This is a genomic window from Bosea sp. ANAM02 (assembly GCF_011764485.1).
Taxonomy (GTDB): Bacteria; Pseudomonadota; Alphaproteobacteria; order Rhizobiales; family Beijerinckiaceae; genus Allobosea.
Window position 1 is genome coordinate 1,419,894 of sequence record NZ_AP022848.1, and the last position, 14,445, is coordinate 1,434,338.

Consider the following 14,445-nt stretch of genomic DNA (forward strand, 5'->3'; position numbering starts at 1 on the left):
CGTTCGATCGGCGAAGACGTGGATGGTCGGGACAAGCCCGACCATGACGGCGTGGGGCCTTCACACCGTCAGCACGATCTTGCCGATATGGGCGCTCGACTCCATCAGGCGATGGGCCTCGGCCGCCTGCGCCAGCGGGAAGGTCGCGTGGATCAGCGGCTTGCAGCGGCCGGACTCCAGCAGCGGCCAGACCTTGGCATGCAGCTCGGCGGCGATGGCGGCCTTCTCGGGCACGGTGCGCGGGCGAAGCGTCGAGCCGGTATGGGTCAGGCGCTTCAGCATCAGGCGGCTGAAATTGACCGTGGCCTTGGGCCCATTGAGGAAGGCGATCTGGACGATGCGGCCCTGATCGGCGGCGAGCTCGTAATTGCGGTCGATATAGTCGCCGCCGACCATGTCGAGGATCAGGTCGGTGCCGCGACCGCCGGTCATGGCCTTCGCGGCCGCGACGAAATCCTCGCTGCGGTAGTTGATGGCGTGGTCGGCGCCGAGCTCAAGGCAGGCGGCGCATTTGTCGTCCGAGCCGGCGGTCGCAATCACGGTCGCGCCGAAGGCTTTGGCGAGCTGGATCGCCGTGGTGCCGATGCCGGACGAACCGCCATGGACGAGGAAGCTCTCGCCGGCCTGCAGGCGGCCGCGCTGGAAGACATTGGTCCAGACCGTGAAGAAGGTCTCCGGGATCGCGCCGGCTTCGGTGAGCGTCAGGCCCTGGGGGGCGGGCAGGGCGTTACTCTCGTCGACCACGGCATATTCGGCATAGCCGCCACCGGCGACGAGCGCGCAGACCGTGGAGCCGATCGCGAAGCGATTGGCGCCTTCGCCCTGGGCCACCGCCGTGCCGGCGAATTCGAGGCCGGGAATGTCCGAGGCTCCGGGCGGAGGATTGTAGCCACCCTGGCGCTGCAGGACGTCGGGGCGGTTGACGCCGGCGGCAGCGATGGCGACGAGGATCTGGCCGGGGCCGGGCTTCGGCACCGGGCGCGTTTCCGGCCTGAGGACTTCGGGACCGCCGGGCGCCGCCATGCCGATCGCCGTCATCGTCTCGGGAATGGTCGTCATGCGTCTCGTCCTCGATTGGTGCGTCGCAGCGTGACTGCGGTCGAAACTTGGGTAGCGTGCCGCGCGCAGTTTGAGCAGATGCGAGGCCGCCATGTCGATATTCCCGGAGGACGACCGCCCCAAGCCGAAGAGTGTGCATGAGATCGGGCAGGACCTGTCGGTGCTGTCGCTGGCCGAGATCGACGAGCGCATCGCGGCGCTCAAGACCGAGATCGAGCGGCTGATCGAGACGCGGGCGCGCAAGGACGCCTCGCGCTCGGCGGCGGACGCGTTCTTCCGCAAGCCCGCCTGAAAAAGCGTCAAAAAGAAACGCCCGTTTACCGGGCGTTAATGATTCCAAAGTATGAATCGCATCATCCAGTTTGTCTGGATGTCGAGTGGCTCCTGCCCACTCTGTTTGACGCCTCCCTGTTGACCTTCGAGCCGCCTTTGGCGGCTCTTTTTTTGTCCGCACGTTCCCTTGCGTAGGCTGGTCGGCTCAATCTTGTGGAGCCGCCTGCCTTGTTGTCGCCACAGCGGTTTAGCCTCGTTAAGGTTAACGGCACCTTACCGGCGCTGGAAACCATGATCGGCGCTATCCTTGCGACATCGGCGGGCATATCCGTGACGCGTTCCAGAGGCGCACGGGTTTGTGCCGATGGGAGACACCAATGAACGACGCCCAGTTGCTCGATCCGCAGACGGAAGAGGGCGCGATTTCCTTTGCACGGGGTTTCGTGCGCTCCGAGGCCTTCATGCTGCTGTTTCGCGAGGGAATGGGACTGGTCGAGGAAACGGCCGGCTATCTCGACGGGGACGGGCGCAAGGACGCTGCCGCCCTGCCGCGCGATGCCTCGCTCAGCTATGCCACCGAGAGCATGCGTCTGACGACGCGCCTGATGCAGATCGCCTCCTGGCTGCTGGTGCAGCGCGCCGTGGCGGAAGGCGAGCTCACCGCCGAGCAGGCCCGCACCGAGCACAACAAGGTCAAGATCGGCGACCCGATGGCGCCGCCGGCCGAGCATGTCGTGGCGCAACTGCCGGAGCGTTTGCGCGACCTGATGGCCCATTCCTTCCGCCTGCAGGAACGCATCCGCCACCTCGAAGGCCAGATGTCGGGCGCGGCGCCGGTTCGAACGAACGTGAATCCCGTCCTGAACCAGCTTGCCAGCCTCGAGGCCCGGCTGGGCTTCGGGCGGTAAGCGGTCTTCTCGAAGAGACAGCCGTCATTCTCGGGCGAGGCGCAGCGCAGACCCGGGAATCTCATGGCGAAAAGGCGCTGGTTTCCGTCATGCCCGGGTCAGGCCCCGGGCATGACGGCAAGAATGTCTGACCAGCAAGGAAGCCCAAAACGAAAAACCCGGCCGCAAGGCCGGGTTTTCTTGTTCGAGATCGATGACGGCGGCGCCGGAGCGCCGCAGCATCACTTCTTGCCGATGGCGCCGATGCCGCTGAAGCGCGAGGTGAAGCGCGAGACGCGGCCGCCGCGGTCCATCAACTGCTGGGAGCCGCCGGTCCAGGCCGGGTGGGTCTTGGGGTCGATGTCAAGGTTCAGCGTGTCGCCTTCCTTGCCGTAGGTCGAGCGGGTGGCATATTCGGAGCCATCGGTCATGACGACCTTGATGGTGTGATAATCGGGGTGGATGCCGGCCTTGGCCATGACGAAGTCCTCGGAGCTACAAAAACGGGCGCATCGACAAGCAGGCGAGCCTGCCCGGCCCGTCGAAAGAATTCGGATGAGCCTGTCGTGAAGTCGCGTGCACATATCGCAGCCGGCGCCTCAGCGCAAGCACAACGCGCCTTCCGGGCCTCGCCCTGCGGCGTTGCGTCGTTTGCCAAGCCGGGTCCGATGGGCTTCACGAGGGCGAGATTGAGATTGTTCGAAAGCGCGCCTGCGGTGCGCGCGCGGGAAGCGGGAGTGCCGGTGCGTGGCCGAAGCTGAGAAGAACGACAAGAAGGCCAGACCCGATTTCCGCTCGCTCGCGACCTTCTGGCCCTATGCGCGGGCGCAGAAGCGGCGGATCGCTCTGGCACTGGTCGCCCTGATCGTCGCCTCGCTGGCGACACTTGCGCTGCCGCTGGCAGTCCGCCGCGTCATCGATGTCGGCTTCGCCGGCGGCGAGCGGCAACTCGCCGACAGCTATTTCATCCTGTTGATCGGCGTGGTCGGCGTGCTCGCGCTGGCGAGCTCGGCGCGATTCTATCTCGTCATGACGGTGGGCGAGCGCATCGTCGCCTCGCTGCGCGCCGATGTCTTCCGCCACCTGACGCGGTTGGAGCCGGCCTTCTTCGATTCGAGCCGGGCGGGCGACCTCGTCTCGCGACTCACCGCCGACACCACGCAGATCAAGTCGACCTTCGCCTCGACCGCCTCGATCGCGCTGCGCAACGCCATCATGGCGCTGGGCGCACTGGCGATGATGGTGGCGACGAGCCCGAGGCTCTCGGCGATCGTCATCGGCGTGATCCCGCTGATCGTGATACCGCTGGTCCTGTCCGGGCGCTCGGTCCGGCGGCGCTCGCGGGCGGCGCAGGACCGGCTGGCGGACGCCTCGGCCTTCGCGGCCGAGGCGGTCGGCGCCATCCGGACGATGCAGTCCTTCGGCGCCGGGCGCCAGACCTCGGCGCGGTTCGAGACGGCCTCCGACGATGCCTACGGGGCCTCGCGGGAGGCGACGGCCTCGCGCGCGCTGCTCTCGGGGGTGGCGATCTTCCTGGTCAGCGCCAGCGTGGTCTGCGTGCTCTGGGTCGGCGCGACCGAGGTGTTCGACGGGCGGATGAGCGGCGGGCGGCTGTCGCAGTTCATCCTCTATGCGGTGCTGGCTGCCAGCTCGCTCGGCCAGCTTTCCGAGGTCTATGGCGATATCAGCGCCGCTGCCGGCGCCTCCAGCCGGCTCGGCGAGATTCTGGCGCTGAAGCCGGCCATCGCCGCTCCGCCGCATCCCAAGCCGATGCCGAAGCCTTCGCTCGGCGAACTGGCCTTCGAGAACGTCTCGTTCAGCTACCCCGGCCGCGTCGGGCCGGCGCTGTCGAACCTGAACTTCGCGGTGCGGCCGGGCGAGCGCATCGCGCTGGTCGGCCCGTCGGGCGCCGGCAAGAGCACGGTGCTGCAACTGGCGCTGCGCTTCTACGATCCGCAGGACGGGCGCGTCGTCGTCGACGGCGTCGCGGGGCCCGAGGCCGATCCGGAGGTCTGGCGCGAGCGTTTCGCATTGGTGCCGCAGGAGCCGACGGTGTTCGGCGTCTCGGTGCGCGACAATATCGCCTATGGCCGGCCAGGCGCCTCGCAGGGTGAGGTCGAGGCTGCGGCGAGGCTCGCGGCGGCCGACGAGTTCATCCGCGCTCTTCCCGAAGGCTACGAGACGGTGGTCGGCGAACGCGGCGTGACGCTCTCGGGCGGGCAGCGCCAGCGCCTCGCCATCGCGCGGGCGATCCTGAAGGACGCGCCGATCCTGCTGCTCGACGAGGCGACCTCGGCGCTCGATTCCGAAAGCGAACGGGCGGTGCAGGATGCGCTCGATCGCCTGATGCAGGGCCGGACCACGCTGGTGGTGGCGCATCGGCTGGCGACCATCCTCTCGGCCGATCGCATCCTCGTCATGGAGGACGGGCGCATCGTCGAGGACGGCAGCCATGCCGAGCTCAAGGCGCGCGGCGGGCTCTATGCGCGGCTGGCGGCGCTGCAGTTCGGGCTGGAGACGGCGTGAGGTCCCTTCAGCGCGGCGGCAGCGCTGCGTAATAGGCCGAAACCGCGGCGATTTCGGCGACCGACATCGCGCGCGCCATGTAGCGCATCTCCTTGTGGACGCGCTTGCCGGAACGGAAAGCCATCATCTGATTGTAGAGATACCGCTCGTTCTGGCCTGCCAGATGCGGCACTTCGGTATCGCGTGCAATGCCGTCCATGCCATGGCAGGCGGCGCATTCCTCGACCGTGGATCGCCGCGGTTCGGCTTGCGGCGACAGGGCGTGCATCACCAGAAAAGCCATCGCAAGCGGCATGCGCATCCGATCGGGCCGTGGCATCGCCTCACCGCTCCGTGATCTTGAACTCGATGCGGCGGTTGCGGCGGTGGGCCTCGTCGGTATTGGCGACGTCGAGCGGCTGGTATTCGCCGAAGCCGGTCGCGGCGACGCGGTCCGTCGGGAGGCCGCGCGAGATCAGATATTCGACCACGGCGATCGCGCGGGCCGAGGAGAGATACCAGTTCGAAGGGAACTGTGCCGACCGGATAGGGCGGTTGTCGGTATGGCCGTCGACGCGCAGGATCCATGGCAGGTCAGGCGGCATCTCGTTGCCGAGATCGAGCAGGATGGTCGCGAGCTTGTCGAGCTCGCTCTTGCCTTCCGGCTTCAGCACGGCCTGGCCGGCATCGAAGAAGACCTCGGACTGGAAAACGAAGCGGTCACCGACGACGCGGATATCGGGTCGCGTGCCGAGCACCTGCCGCAGGCGGCCGAAGAAGTCGGAGCGATAGCGCGCCAGCTCCTGCACGCGCTGGGCCAGCGCGACGTTGAGGCGCGAGCCGAGCTCGGCGATGCGGGCCTGCGAATCCTTGTCCTTGGCCTCGGAGGCGGCGAGCGCCTCCTCCAGCGCCGCGAGCTGGCGGCGCATGGCCTGGATCTGCTGGTTGACGAGATCGACCGTCGCTTGGGCGCGGGCGGAGAGCTGCTTCTCGGCGTCGAGCGCCCTCTGCGATTCGGCGAGCCGCGCATTGGCATTGCTGCCCTGCTGGATGTCGATCAGGCCCTGCAGGCGGCTGCGCTCGCCCTGTGCCTGCGCGAGCGTCGATTGCATGAGCTGGAGGCTCTCCTGCGCCTGCCGGTTGGAGGAGCGCTCGAGAGCGAGCAGGTCGGTCAGTTCGGAAATCTGCTTGTTGAGGCGCTCCAGCGCGGTGTCCTTGCCTGTCAATTCCTGCGAGAGGAAGAACTGGCCGAGCACGAAGACGGTGAGCAGGAAGACGATGCCGATCAGCATCGTCGAGAGCGCGTCGACGAAGCCGGGCCAGAAATTCTGTTCCTCGCGGCGATGGGCGCGGGAGAGGGCCATCGGTCAGGTTCCTGCTCTGTCCGGCGCCATCATGGCTCGGTGATCTGGTCGGCGGTAAGGCGGTCGATCAGGCGCTTCAGGTCCTTCTCGCGGGCGGCCTGCGCCTCGACCCAGTCGCGGATCATCTGCTGCTCGGAGCGCATGTGCTGGACGAGGCCCTGGATGCCCTCGGCCAGGTTGGAGAGGGCCTGGGTCGCGGCGCGATTGTTGGAGGCGCCATCGGCCATCGCCGCGCTGAGCTGCTCGAAACGGTCGGCCAGCGGATTCCCGGGGCCAAGCAAGGTGGCGGGTGCCTCGGCCGTGCCGGTGCGGCTGCCGAGCCAGCTCTCGACCTCGTTGCGAAAGCGGCGCTGCGCCTGGCCGACCTGGAGGTCGAGGAAGCCGAGGATCAGCGAGCCGGCGATGCCGAAGAGCGAGGACGAGAAGGACAGACCCATGCCGGCGAGCGGGGCGGAGAGGCCGGCCTTCAATTCGTCGAAAAGCACGCCGGCCTCCGCGCCGGTGCGCAGCGACTTGATGACGGTGCCGACCGAGCCGACCGTGTCGAGCAGGCCCCAGAAAGTGCCGAGCAGGCCGAGGAAGACGAGCAGGCCGCTGAGATAGCGCAAGACCTCGCGCCCGTCGTCGAGCCTGACGGCGATGGATTCGAGGACGGAAACGGCCTGGGCGGGGGCGAGCGTGCCGCGCTCCAGAGCGGGCAGGACCGAGCCCATCGGGGCGATGACCTGTCCGCGGCGGAGCTCCGCTGCGGCGGGATCGGCGGCGAGGTTCGTCGCGGCGCGCGCCTCGCTGTGGAGGCGCCAGAGCTCGCGCAGGGCGATCAGGCAGCCGACGAGCAGAGCGCCGAGGATGAGGCCGTTCAGCCCCGGATTGGTCATGAAGGCCTGGATCAGCCCGGCCTGCAGGATGTAGCCGAGGAAACCGATCAGGGCGAGGAAGAGGACCGCGCGGATGACGAAACGGAGCGGCCTGGAGAAGCGGACCTGCGTCCGCGCGGTTGCGGCCGTTTCCGGCTCGGCCGCGAAATCCTCAATCGCCATGCGTCGTCTTCCGTTCGCCTCGGAGTGCGGGGAGGACTGTCGCCTCCCGCGCCGCCGGGATCAAGCACGAAAGAGCAACAGTTTCGTCGCTATCGGGTTTCAGGCGGCTGCCGTTTTCAGTGCGGCGCCGAGCGCGCGCTCGCCGGCCTCGTTGCCGCAGATGATGTCCTTCGCGCTGGTCATCGGCTTGCCGTCGAGCGTGCCGAACGTGCCGCCGGCCTCGCGGATCAGCACGGCACCGGCCGCGAAATCCCAGGTGTTGAGGCCGCGCTCCCAATAGGCGTCCATGCGGCCGGCGGCGACATAGGCGATGTCGAGCGCGGCCGAGCCCATGCGGCGGACATTGGCGAAGCGCGGCATCACGGCGGCGAGCTCGCGCAGGAACTGGCCATGGCCGCCCTTGCCGATATGCGGGATGCCGGTGCCGATCAGCATGTCGGCCGGCTCGTTGCGGCCGGAGACGCGCAGGCGGCGGTTGTTGACATAGGCGCCCTTGCCCTTCTCGGCCATGAACATCTCGTCCTTGGCGGCGTCGTAGACCACACCGGCGATGAACTGATTGTCGCGCTCCAGCGCGACCGAGATGTTCCAGTGCGGGATGCCGCGCAGGAAGTTGTGGGTGCCGTCTAGCGGGTCGATATGCCAGCGATTGCTCTCGTCGGTGCCGTGGACGACGCCGCTTTCCTCCATGACGAAGCCATAGCCGGGACGGGCCTTCTCCAGGGCCTCCCGCAGAATCTGCTCCGCCTTGTGATCGGCCTTGGAGACGAAGTCGCCGGGGCCCTTGGCGAGGACCTGCAGGTTCTCGACCTCGCCGAAGTCGCGCTTCAACGAACGGGACGCCTTCATCACGGCGTCGGTCATCACGGTCATCAGGGGGGAGCGGATCATCGAAAACCTCTTGCGCGCCGGGACGACGCGATGAGCCAGCGGCGCAAGCCTTGCGCCCGGCGAAATTTAGTGAGCCGTCACTTGCGCGGGTCTTAGGGCGCCGTCAAGACGGCGCTGTTGATCCGGCCGGCAGCCATGCGGGCGGCGCGGGCCTGCTGCTCGGGCTTGAGGCGCTCGAACAGGTCGTCCAGCGCGGCGTCCTTGAGACCCTGCGAGCGAGCTGCGAGATGCCAGGCGGCGGCCTCGATGGTATCGGGCGCGATCCCGAGCCCGAACTGGTAGAGCTTGGCCAGACGGTTCTGGGCGATCGGGTTGCCCTGCCAGGCGGCGCGCCGGAACAGGCTGGCGGCGGCGGCCTCGTTCTTCTCCACACCGGTGCCGTTGAACAGCATGATGGCGTATTCGACTTCGCCCGGCACATTGCCCGCCACTGATGCCTGCTTCATCCAGCGGGCTGCGACTTCCTCGCTCGCCGGCATGCCGCGTCCCTGCTTGGCGAGCACGCCGAGCGCATACATCGCGTCGCCGACCTGCGCCTTCGCCGCGATCTCGAGGCAGGCGACGGCGCGCTTGTCGTCTTCCTCGCGGTTCGCCGCGAGCAGGGCGATGGCGAGATTGTAGTTGGCGGCCGGGTGGCCGGCGGCGGCGGCCTTTTCCAGCAAGGCGCCGCCGCGGGCCGGATCGCGCTTGCCGCTCTTGTCGTCGAGCAACTGGGTCGCGAGCGCGAAGGCGGCGTTGATGTCGCCGCGCGCCTCGGCCCGCTCGTACCATTCCGTCGCGACCTTCTGGTCGGGCGGCACGCCGAGGCCCTGGCGATAGAGCTCGCCGACCAGCGTCATGGCGGCGGCGTCGCTGCTGTCCGCCTCGATGCGCTTGAGGGCCTCGGCCAAGGCGCGACGATAATGGCCGGCCTGATAGGCGCCATAGGCCATGTCCGGCACAGGCGCCGCAACGGCCGGGCCGGCGAGCAGGGCGCCGGCGAGCAGCATGAGCCCGGCCAGGCGCTTCATCGCGCCGCCTTCCGCGCGGCGCAGGCGGCGGTTGCGGCATTGGCCTGCTCGACCAAAGCGCGAATATCCTGGCCATCCTCGAAGGCCCAGGCGCCCAGCGCGACGAATTCCGCGCCGGTCTCGACCAGAGCCGGGATGGATTCCGCGTCGGGCGCATAGGCGACGCAAGGGGTCTCGAAGATCTCGGCCCACCAGCCCGCGCGCTCGACCACGGCCGCCAGCGGCGGCAGCGAGCCGTCCGGGCGCGGCTCGCCGAACATCACGTAATCGACGCCGGCCTCGCCGGCATCCATCGCGTCATGGCGGGCGCGCAGGCCGCCGATGCCGATGATGCGCTCGCTCTTCAGGCTGGAGCGGGCCTCGGCGATCGCGGCCGGGCCGCCCGTCAGGTGGACGCCGTCGGCGCCGCCGCGCGCGGCGACGAGGGCGTTGTCCTCGACGACGAGCGCGACGTTGTTGGCCTGGACCGGGCCGGCGAGGCGCTTGACGCGCTCGATCCGGCTACGGTCGTCGCCGGGCGTCAGGCGCAGCAGCACGGCGGCGACATCGCCGCCGGCCATGGCCTGCATCAGGCGAAAGGCCATGGCCTCCGCGTCCGCGACGGGAGGGGTGACGAGCATCAGGCGGGTGGAGAAAGGTTGTGTGGTCATGATCGGCTGCGCAAACGGCCCGCAGCGAAGTCCAATGTCAAGACCGCAAGACCGGCAACGAGGCTCCAGAAGGCCGAGCCGATGCCGAAAAGCGAAAGGCTGGAGGCGGCGACGGCGAAGGTGACGACGGCGGCGAAGCGCTCCCTGTCCGAGGCCATGGCCTGCCCGAGCGCGCCTGTCAGCGAGCCGACGAGGCCCAGGCCCGCGACCGCGACGATGAGGGCCTTGGGCAGAGCCAGCAGCAGCGCGATCAGCAGGCCGGTGCAGGCGGCGACGACGAAATAGGCGAATCCATAGAGCACGCCGGCCTTCCAGCGCTGGGCCGGATCGGGATGGGTGTCGCCGCCGGTGCAGATCGAGGCCGAAATCGCGGCCATGTTGGTCATATGCGCGCCGAACGGGGCGGTGAGCAGCGAGGTCAGGCCCGTCACGAACAGCGAGGGGGCGGTCGGCGGATTGTAGCCGGCGGCGCGCAGCACGGCGAAGCCCGGCAGGTTCTGGGCGGCCATGGTGACGAGATAGAGCGGGACGCCGATGCCGAGCATGGCGGGAATATCGAAGCGCGGCGTGACGAATTCGAGGCCGCTCAGCGTCATGGCTCCGGCAGGCCAGTGCGCAAGCCCGCCAAGAAAGCTGATCGCGATTCCGGCGACCAGCGCCGCGATGACCCCGAGGAAAGGGTTGATCAATCGCGCCACCAGGAAGACGGCGAGCAGCGGCAGGACGAGGCCGGGCGAGAGCCGCATCTCGTCGAAGACCGCGACGACGAAGCGGAAGATGACGCCGGCGAGCATGGCGGCAGCAACTGGCATCGGGATGCGCTCGATCAGCCTGCCGAGCGGGCGGAAGGCGGCGGTCAGCATCATCAGCACCGCGGCGACGAGGAAGGCGCCGACGGCGGAGGCCATGTCGAAGCCTGTAACGGCCGCGATCAGGGCTGCGCCCGGCGTCGACCAGGCGCAGATCATCGGCATGCGGTAGCGCCATGACAGGAAGAGGCTGGAAGCGCCGGTGGCGAGGCAGAGCGCGGCGATCCAGGAAATGGTCTGGCCGTGCGTGGCGCCCAGCGCCTGCGCGGCCTGCAGTATGACGGCGACGGAAGCGGCGAAGCCGACGAAGACCGCGACCAGGGCGGAGAAGACGATCGACATGGTGCGGGAAGCCGGCTGGGACGGGAGCAAGCCTGCGTTGAACCAGAAATCGCGGCGCACGAAAAGGGTGGCGGGTGCAGGGCCGGCCCAACCTGATGCGCGGAGCCTGCCCCGGAACGGCCCGTCGGGGACGGTGATGTCATGCGGCTGTCAAAGCCTAAGTCTAGCTGCGCATTATTCCAATCCGAAGCGATCGGGGCAGACCATGCGCGACGACGAATACGAATCCACCTTCGGCGCCAGCATGCTGGAGCATGAGGATGCCGAGCCGCGAAACCCGACCGACAACCCGACCATGGGCGAGCTGATCTCGCAGCGCTTCTCGCGGCGCGGACTGCTCAAAGGCGCGCTCGCCGTCTCTGCGATCTCGGCGACGGTCGGCACGCTGGCGCTGGAAAGCGCTGCCGAGGCGCAGGCGCAGGGCGCGAAATCCGCCTTCTCCTTCAAGGAGGTCGAGGTCGGTGTCGATGCCGATCACCATGTCGCCGATGGCTACGAGGCGCAGGTGCTGCTGCGCTGGGGCGATCCGCTGACGGCGGATGCGCCGGCCTTCGATCCGGCGAAGCAGAGCGCGGACGCTCAAAGCAAGCAGTTCGGCTACAACAACGACTTCGTCGGCTATGTGCCGATGACGGGCGTCGCCGATCCCTCCGCGCATGGTTTGCTCTTCGTCAATCACGAATACACCAACCCGCATCTGATGTTTCCTGGCGTCGTCGAGATGAAGGACGGCAAGCCCGTCATGAAGAACGCGACGCCGGAGCGCTTCGCGATCGAGGCGATGGCGCATGGCGCGACGGTCGCGGAAATCCGCAGGACCGGCAATCAATGGGCGCTGGTCAAGGATTCCAAATATAATCGCCGCATCACCGTGGCGACGCAGATGCAGCTCTCGGGACCGGTCGCGGGCCATGAGCGCGTGCGGACCAGGGCCGATGCCACGGGCCGCAAGGTGCTGGGCACGCTCAACAACTGCTCGGGCGCGCTGACGCCCTGGGGCACCTTCGTCTCGGGCGAGGAGAACTTCCACGGCTATTTCTCCGGCAAGCTGCCCGAGGGCCATCGCGAAGAGGCGAACTACAAGCGCCTCGCCGTGCCGTCCTCACCCTATGCCTGGGGCCGCTTCGAGGAGCGCTTTGACCTTGCCAAGGAACCGAACGAAGCCAACCGCTTCGGCTGGGTGGTCGAGGTCGACCCGTTCGATCCGAACTCGGTGCCGAAGAAGCGCACCGCGCTCGGCCGCTTCAAGCATGAGGGCGCCGACATGATCGTCGCCAGGGACGGGCGCGTGGCCGTCTATCTCGGCGACGACGAGCGCTTCGACTATGTCTACAAATTCGTCACGGACGGTCGTTTCGACCCGACTAATCGCGCCAGCAATCTCGACCTGCTCGATGCCGGCACGTTGTATGTCGCGAAATTCGCGGCCGACGGCACGCATGAATGGCTGCCGCTGATCTTCGGGCAGGGGCCTCTGACGGCGGCCAACGGCTTCCAGAACCAGGCGGACGTGCTGATCGAAGCGCGGCGTGCCGGCGACCTGCTCGGCGCGACCAAGATGGACCGGCCGGAGGACATCACGCCGAACCCGGTAACGGGGCGCGTCTATGTGATGCTGACCAACAATACCAGCCGCAAGGACGAGCAAGTCGACGCCGCCAATCCGCGTGCCAAGAACGCCTTCGGCCACATCATCGAGATCGCCGAGGCCGATGGCGACCACACCGCGACCAAGGGGCGCTGGGAGATCCTGCTGACATGCGGCGACCCTTCCGTCGCGGCGGTCGGCGCGAGCTTTTCGACAGAGACGACGAAGAACGGCTGGTTCGGCATGCCCGACAATGCCGTGGTCGATTCCGCCGGGCGGCTCTGGGTCGCGACCGATGGTAACGGCATCGACGTGACCGGACGCACCGACGGGCTCTGGGCCGTCGATACCGAGGGCGGGGCGCGCCGGACCTCGAAGCTGTTCTACCGCGTGCCGCATGGCGCGGAGCTTTGCGGGCCCTGCTTCACGCCGGACGACACCACGGCCTTCGTCGCCGTGCAGCATCCCGGCGATGACGGCCCGGACTGGCCGGAATTCGGCCGCCGCTCTTATTACGAGGACCTCTCGACCCGCTGGCCGGATTTCAAGCCGGACATGCCGGTGCGACCCTCCGTGGTGGCGATCACTCGAAAGGGCGGGGGGAAGATCGGGGTGTGAACGAAGCCGACATGGCCGGGCTTGACCCGACCATCTCTTGAACGAGAAAGGCCCGGCATCGCTGCCGGGCCTTTTGGCTTATCGGGAGCCGAGCCGTTCGTGCCGTCATGCTCGCCCTTGTGGCGAGCATCCACGTCTTGAACACGATGCTTGCGGAACGAAGACGTGGATGGTCGGGACAAGCCCGACCATGACGGATCGCTGTTGCGACTGGCTTTACGCCGCCTTCTTGGCGCCGAAGGTCGGGTCGAGCTCGCCCTTGGCGTAGCGCTTGGCCATCTCGGCCAGCGTAATGACGCGCTTGATCTTCGAGGCCTGGCCGGCGGTGTTGAACTCCTCAAGGCGCTGCTTGCAGAGCTTGGTCATCGCCTCCATGGCGGGCTTCAGATACTTGCGCGGATCGAACTCGCCGGGGTTCTCCGACAGGATCTTGCGGATCTGGCCGGTCATCGCCATGCGGTTGTCGGTGTCGATGTTGATCTTGCGCACGCCGTGCTTAATGCCGCGCTGGATCTCCTCGACCGGCACGCCCCAGGTCTGGGGCATCTTGCCGCCATACTGGTTGATGACGTCCTGGAGGTCCTGCGGGACCGAGGACGAGCCGTGCATGACGAGATGCGTGTTCGGCAGCAGCTTGTGGATCGCCTCGATGACATGCATCGCGAGGATCGCGCCGTCGGGCTTGCGGGTGAACTTGTAGGCGCCGTGCGAAGTGCCCATGGCGATGGCGAGCGCGTCGACCTTGGTCTCGGCGACGAACTTCACCGCTTCGTCCGGGTTGGTCAGCAGCTGGTCGTGGCTGAGCTTGCCCTCGAAGCCGTGGCCGTCCTCCTTCTCGCCCTCGCCGGATTCCAGCGAGCCGAGAACGCCGAGCTCGCCCTCGACCGAGATGCCGCCGAGATGAGCCATGTCGGTGACGGTTTTGGTGACGCCGACATTGTAGTCCCAGTCGCCCGGCGTCTTGCCGTCGGCCTTGAGTGAGCCGTCCATCATGACGGAGGTGAAGCCGGCCTGGATCGCGGTCATGCAGGTCGCCGGCTCGTTGCCGTGGTCGAGATGCACGCAGACCGGGATGTGCGGATAAATCTCGGTGACGGCGTCCATCATGTGCTTGAGCATGATGTCGTTGGCGTAGGAGCGGGCGCCGCGCGAGGCCTGGATGATCACCGGCGCGTCGGTCGCGTCGGCCGCCGCCATGATCGCCAGCGCCTGCTCCATGTTGTTGATGTTGAAGGCGGGCACACCGTAGTCGTTCTCGGCGGCATGATCGAGCAACTGGCGAAGCGTGATGCGGGCCACGATGGCACTCCCCTTTGGTTCATCGGTCTGAGGGTGGATTTAGTGTGTCAGCGTCGGCCGCGCAAAGCGAAACTGGCAAAAATCTTAAAGCTCGAGCCGCCGCTCCGTTG

At 67.6% G+C, this 14,445-nt stretch carries 14 protein-coding genes; 4 read left to right on the plus strand and 10 right to left on the minus strand.

From position 1 onward, the window contains the following. Positions 1-60: 60 nt before the first annotated feature. Positions 61-1,059, minus strand: coding sequence for an NAD(P)H-quinone oxidoreductase (locus OCUBac02_RS06840; protein WP_173044403.1), 999 nt, complete (start codon positions 1,057-1,059; stop codon positions 61-63). A gap of 91 nt (positions 1,060-1,150) precedes the next feature. Here OCUBac02_RS06840 and OCUBac02_RS06845 point away from each other — a divergent pair, with 91 nt between their 5' ends. Then, positions 1,151-1,351: a DUF1192 domain-containing protein gene (locus tag OCUBac02_RS06845; RefSeq protein ID WP_173044405.1), complete on the plus strand. Its 201-nt coding sequence runs from the start codon at positions 1,151-1,153 to the stop codon at positions 1,349-1,351. 358 nt (positions 1,352-1,709) lie between these two features. Next, complete coding sequence (rcdA, locus tag OCUBac02_RS06850) at positions 1,710-2,240, plus strand: protease adaptor protein RcdA (protein ID WP_173044407.1); 531 nt, start codon at positions 1,710-1,712, stop codon at positions 2,238-2,240. A gap of 221 nt (positions 2,241-2,461) precedes the next feature. On the opposite strand, the gene rpmE is transcribed toward rcdA, so the two are convergent. After that, on the minus strand, positions 2,462-2,698 hold the full coding sequence (rpmE, locus tag OCUBac02_RS06855) for a 50S ribosomal protein L31 (RefSeq protein WP_047576134.1): 237 nt from the start codon (positions 2,696-2,698) through the stop codon (positions 2,462-2,464). A gap of 268 nt (positions 2,699-2,966) precedes the next feature. Here rpmE and OCUBac02_RS06860 point away from each other — a divergent pair, with 268 nt between their 5' ends. Then, the gene (locus tag OCUBac02_RS06860; protein ID WP_173044409.1) at positions 2,967-4,745 is read left to right on the plus strand and encodes an ABC transporter transmembrane domain-containing protein; all 1,779 of its coding nucleotides are present in this window, start codon (positions 2,967-2,969) and stop codon (positions 4,743-4,745) included. 7 nt (positions 4,746-4,752) lie between these two features. Here OCUBac02_RS06860 and OCUBac02_RS06865 read toward each other — a convergent pair whose 3' ends face one another. The 7 genes from OCUBac02_RS06865 to OCUBac02_RS06895 form a co-directional block, all read right to left on the minus strand. Beyond that, entirely contained in the window at positions 4,753-5,064 is a 312-nt protein-coding gene (locus tag OCUBac02_RS06865; RefSeq protein WP_244639121.1) for a c-type cytochrome, read from the minus strand. A gap of 4 nt (positions 5,065-5,068) precedes the next feature. Further along, positions 5,069-6,088, minus strand: coding sequence for a peptidoglycan -binding protein (locus OCUBac02_RS06870; protein WP_173044411.1), 1,020 nt, complete (start codon positions 6,086-6,088; stop codon positions 5,069-5,071). Between the two features lie 29 nt (positions 6,089-6,117). Further along, positions 6,118-7,128 carry a flagellar motor protein MotA gene (locus OCUBac02_RS06875; RefSeq protein ID WP_244639122.1) on the minus strand — a complete coding sequence of 337 codons (1,011 nt, stop codon included), beginning with the start codon at positions 7,126-7,128 and terminating at the stop codon, positions 6,118-6,120. Positions 7,129-7,227: 99 nt separating this feature from the next. After that, the gene (locus OCUBac02_RS06880) at positions 7,228-8,019 is read right to left on the minus strand and encodes an inositol monophosphatase family protein (RefSeq protein ID WP_173044413.1); all 792 of its coding nucleotides are present in this window, start codon (positions 8,017-8,019) and stop codon (positions 7,228-7,230) included. Between the two features lie 92 nt (positions 8,020-8,111). Next, a complete protein-coding gene (locus tag OCUBac02_RS06885; RefSeq protein WP_173044415.1) occupies positions 8,112-9,029 on the minus strand; it encodes a tetratricopeptide repeat protein in 918 nt (305 codons plus the stop codon). Then, complete coding sequence (locus tag OCUBac02_RS06890; RefSeq protein ID WP_173044416.1) at positions 9,026-9,679, minus strand: thiamine phosphate synthase; 654 nt, start codon at positions 9,677-9,679, stop codon at positions 9,026-9,028. The genes OCUBac02_RS06885 and OCUBac02_RS06890 overlap by 4 nt, the downstream gene beginning before the upstream one ends. Then, on the minus strand, positions 9,676-10,830 hold the full coding sequence (locus tag OCUBac02_RS06895; protein WP_047581991.1) for a benzoate/H(+) symporter BenE family transporter: 1,155 nt from the start codon (positions 10,828-10,830) through the stop codon (positions 9,676-9,678). Before OCUBac02_RS06895 ends, OCUBac02_RS06890 begins: the two co-directional genes overlap by 4 nt. A 205-nt stretch (positions 10,831-11,035) precedes the next feature. Here OCUBac02_RS06895 and OCUBac02_RS06900 point away from each other — a divergent pair, with 205 nt between their 5' ends. Then, entirely contained in the window at positions 11,036-13,036 is a 2,001-nt protein-coding gene (locus OCUBac02_RS06900) for a PhoX family protein (protein WP_173044418.1), read from the plus strand. Between the two features lie 216 nt (positions 13,037-13,252). Here the strand turns inward: OCUBac02_RS06900 and fba are convergent, their stop codons facing one another. Beyond that, positions 13,253-14,335, minus strand: a complete 1,083-nt coding sequence (gene fba, locus OCUBac02_RS06905) for a class II fructose-bisphosphate aldolase (RefSeq protein WP_047577136.1) — start codon at positions 14,333-14,335, stop codon at positions 13,253-13,255. Positions 14,336-14,445 lie beyond the last annotated feature (110 nt).

Excerpts from the sequence above, each read along its gene's own strand:
- OCUBac02_RS06895 (WP_047581991.1), bottom strand. The coding sequence starts at position 10,830 with ATGTCGATCGTCTTCTCCGCCCTGGTCGCGGTCTTCGTCGGCTTCGCC.
- OCUBac02_RS06875 (WP_244639122.1), bottom strand. The coding sequence starts at position 7,128 with ATGGCGATTGAGGATTTCGCGGCCGAGCCGGAAACGGCCGCAACCGCG.
- OCUBac02_RS06870 (WP_173044411.1), bottom strand. The coding sequence starts at position 6,088 with ATGGCCCTCTCCCGCGCCCATCGCCGCGAGGAACAGAATTTCTGGCCC.
- OCUBac02_RS06845 (WP_173044405.1), top strand. The coding sequence starts at position 1,151 with ATGTCGATATTCCCGGAGGACGACCGCCCCAAGCCGAAGAGTGTGCAT.
- OCUBac02_RS06885 (WP_173044415.1), bottom strand. The coding sequence starts at position 9,029 with ATGAAGCGCCTGGCCGGGCTCATGCTGCTCGCCGGCGCCCTGCTCGCC.
- OCUBac02_RS06900 (WP_173044418.1), top strand. The coding sequence starts at position 11,036 with ATGCGCGACGACGAATACGAATCCACCTTCGGCGCCAGCATGCTGGAG.
- OCUBac02_RS06840 (WP_173044403.1), bottom strand. The coding sequence starts at position 1,059 with ATGACGACCATTCCCGAGACGATGACGGCGATCGGCATGGCGGCGCCC.
- OCUBac02_RS06865 (WP_244639121.1), bottom strand. The coding sequence starts at position 5,064 with ATGCCACGGCCCGATCGGATGCGCATGCCGCTTGCGATGGCTTTTCTG.
- rcdA (WP_173044407.1), top strand. The coding sequence starts at position 1,710 with ATGAACGACGCCCAGTTGCTCGATCCGCAGACGGAAGAGGGCGCGATT.
- OCUBac02_RS06890 (WP_173044416.1), bottom strand. The coding sequence starts at position 9,679 with ATGACCACACAACCTTTCTCCACCCGCCTGATGCTCGTCACCCCTCCC.
- OCUBac02_RS06880 (WP_173044413.1), bottom strand. The coding sequence starts at position 8,019 with ATGATCCGCTCCCCCCTGATGACCGTGATGACCGACGCCGTGATGAAG.
- rpmE (WP_047576134.1), bottom strand. The coding sequence starts at position 2,698 with ATGGCCAAGGCCGGCATCCACCCCGATTATCACACCATCAAGGTCGTC.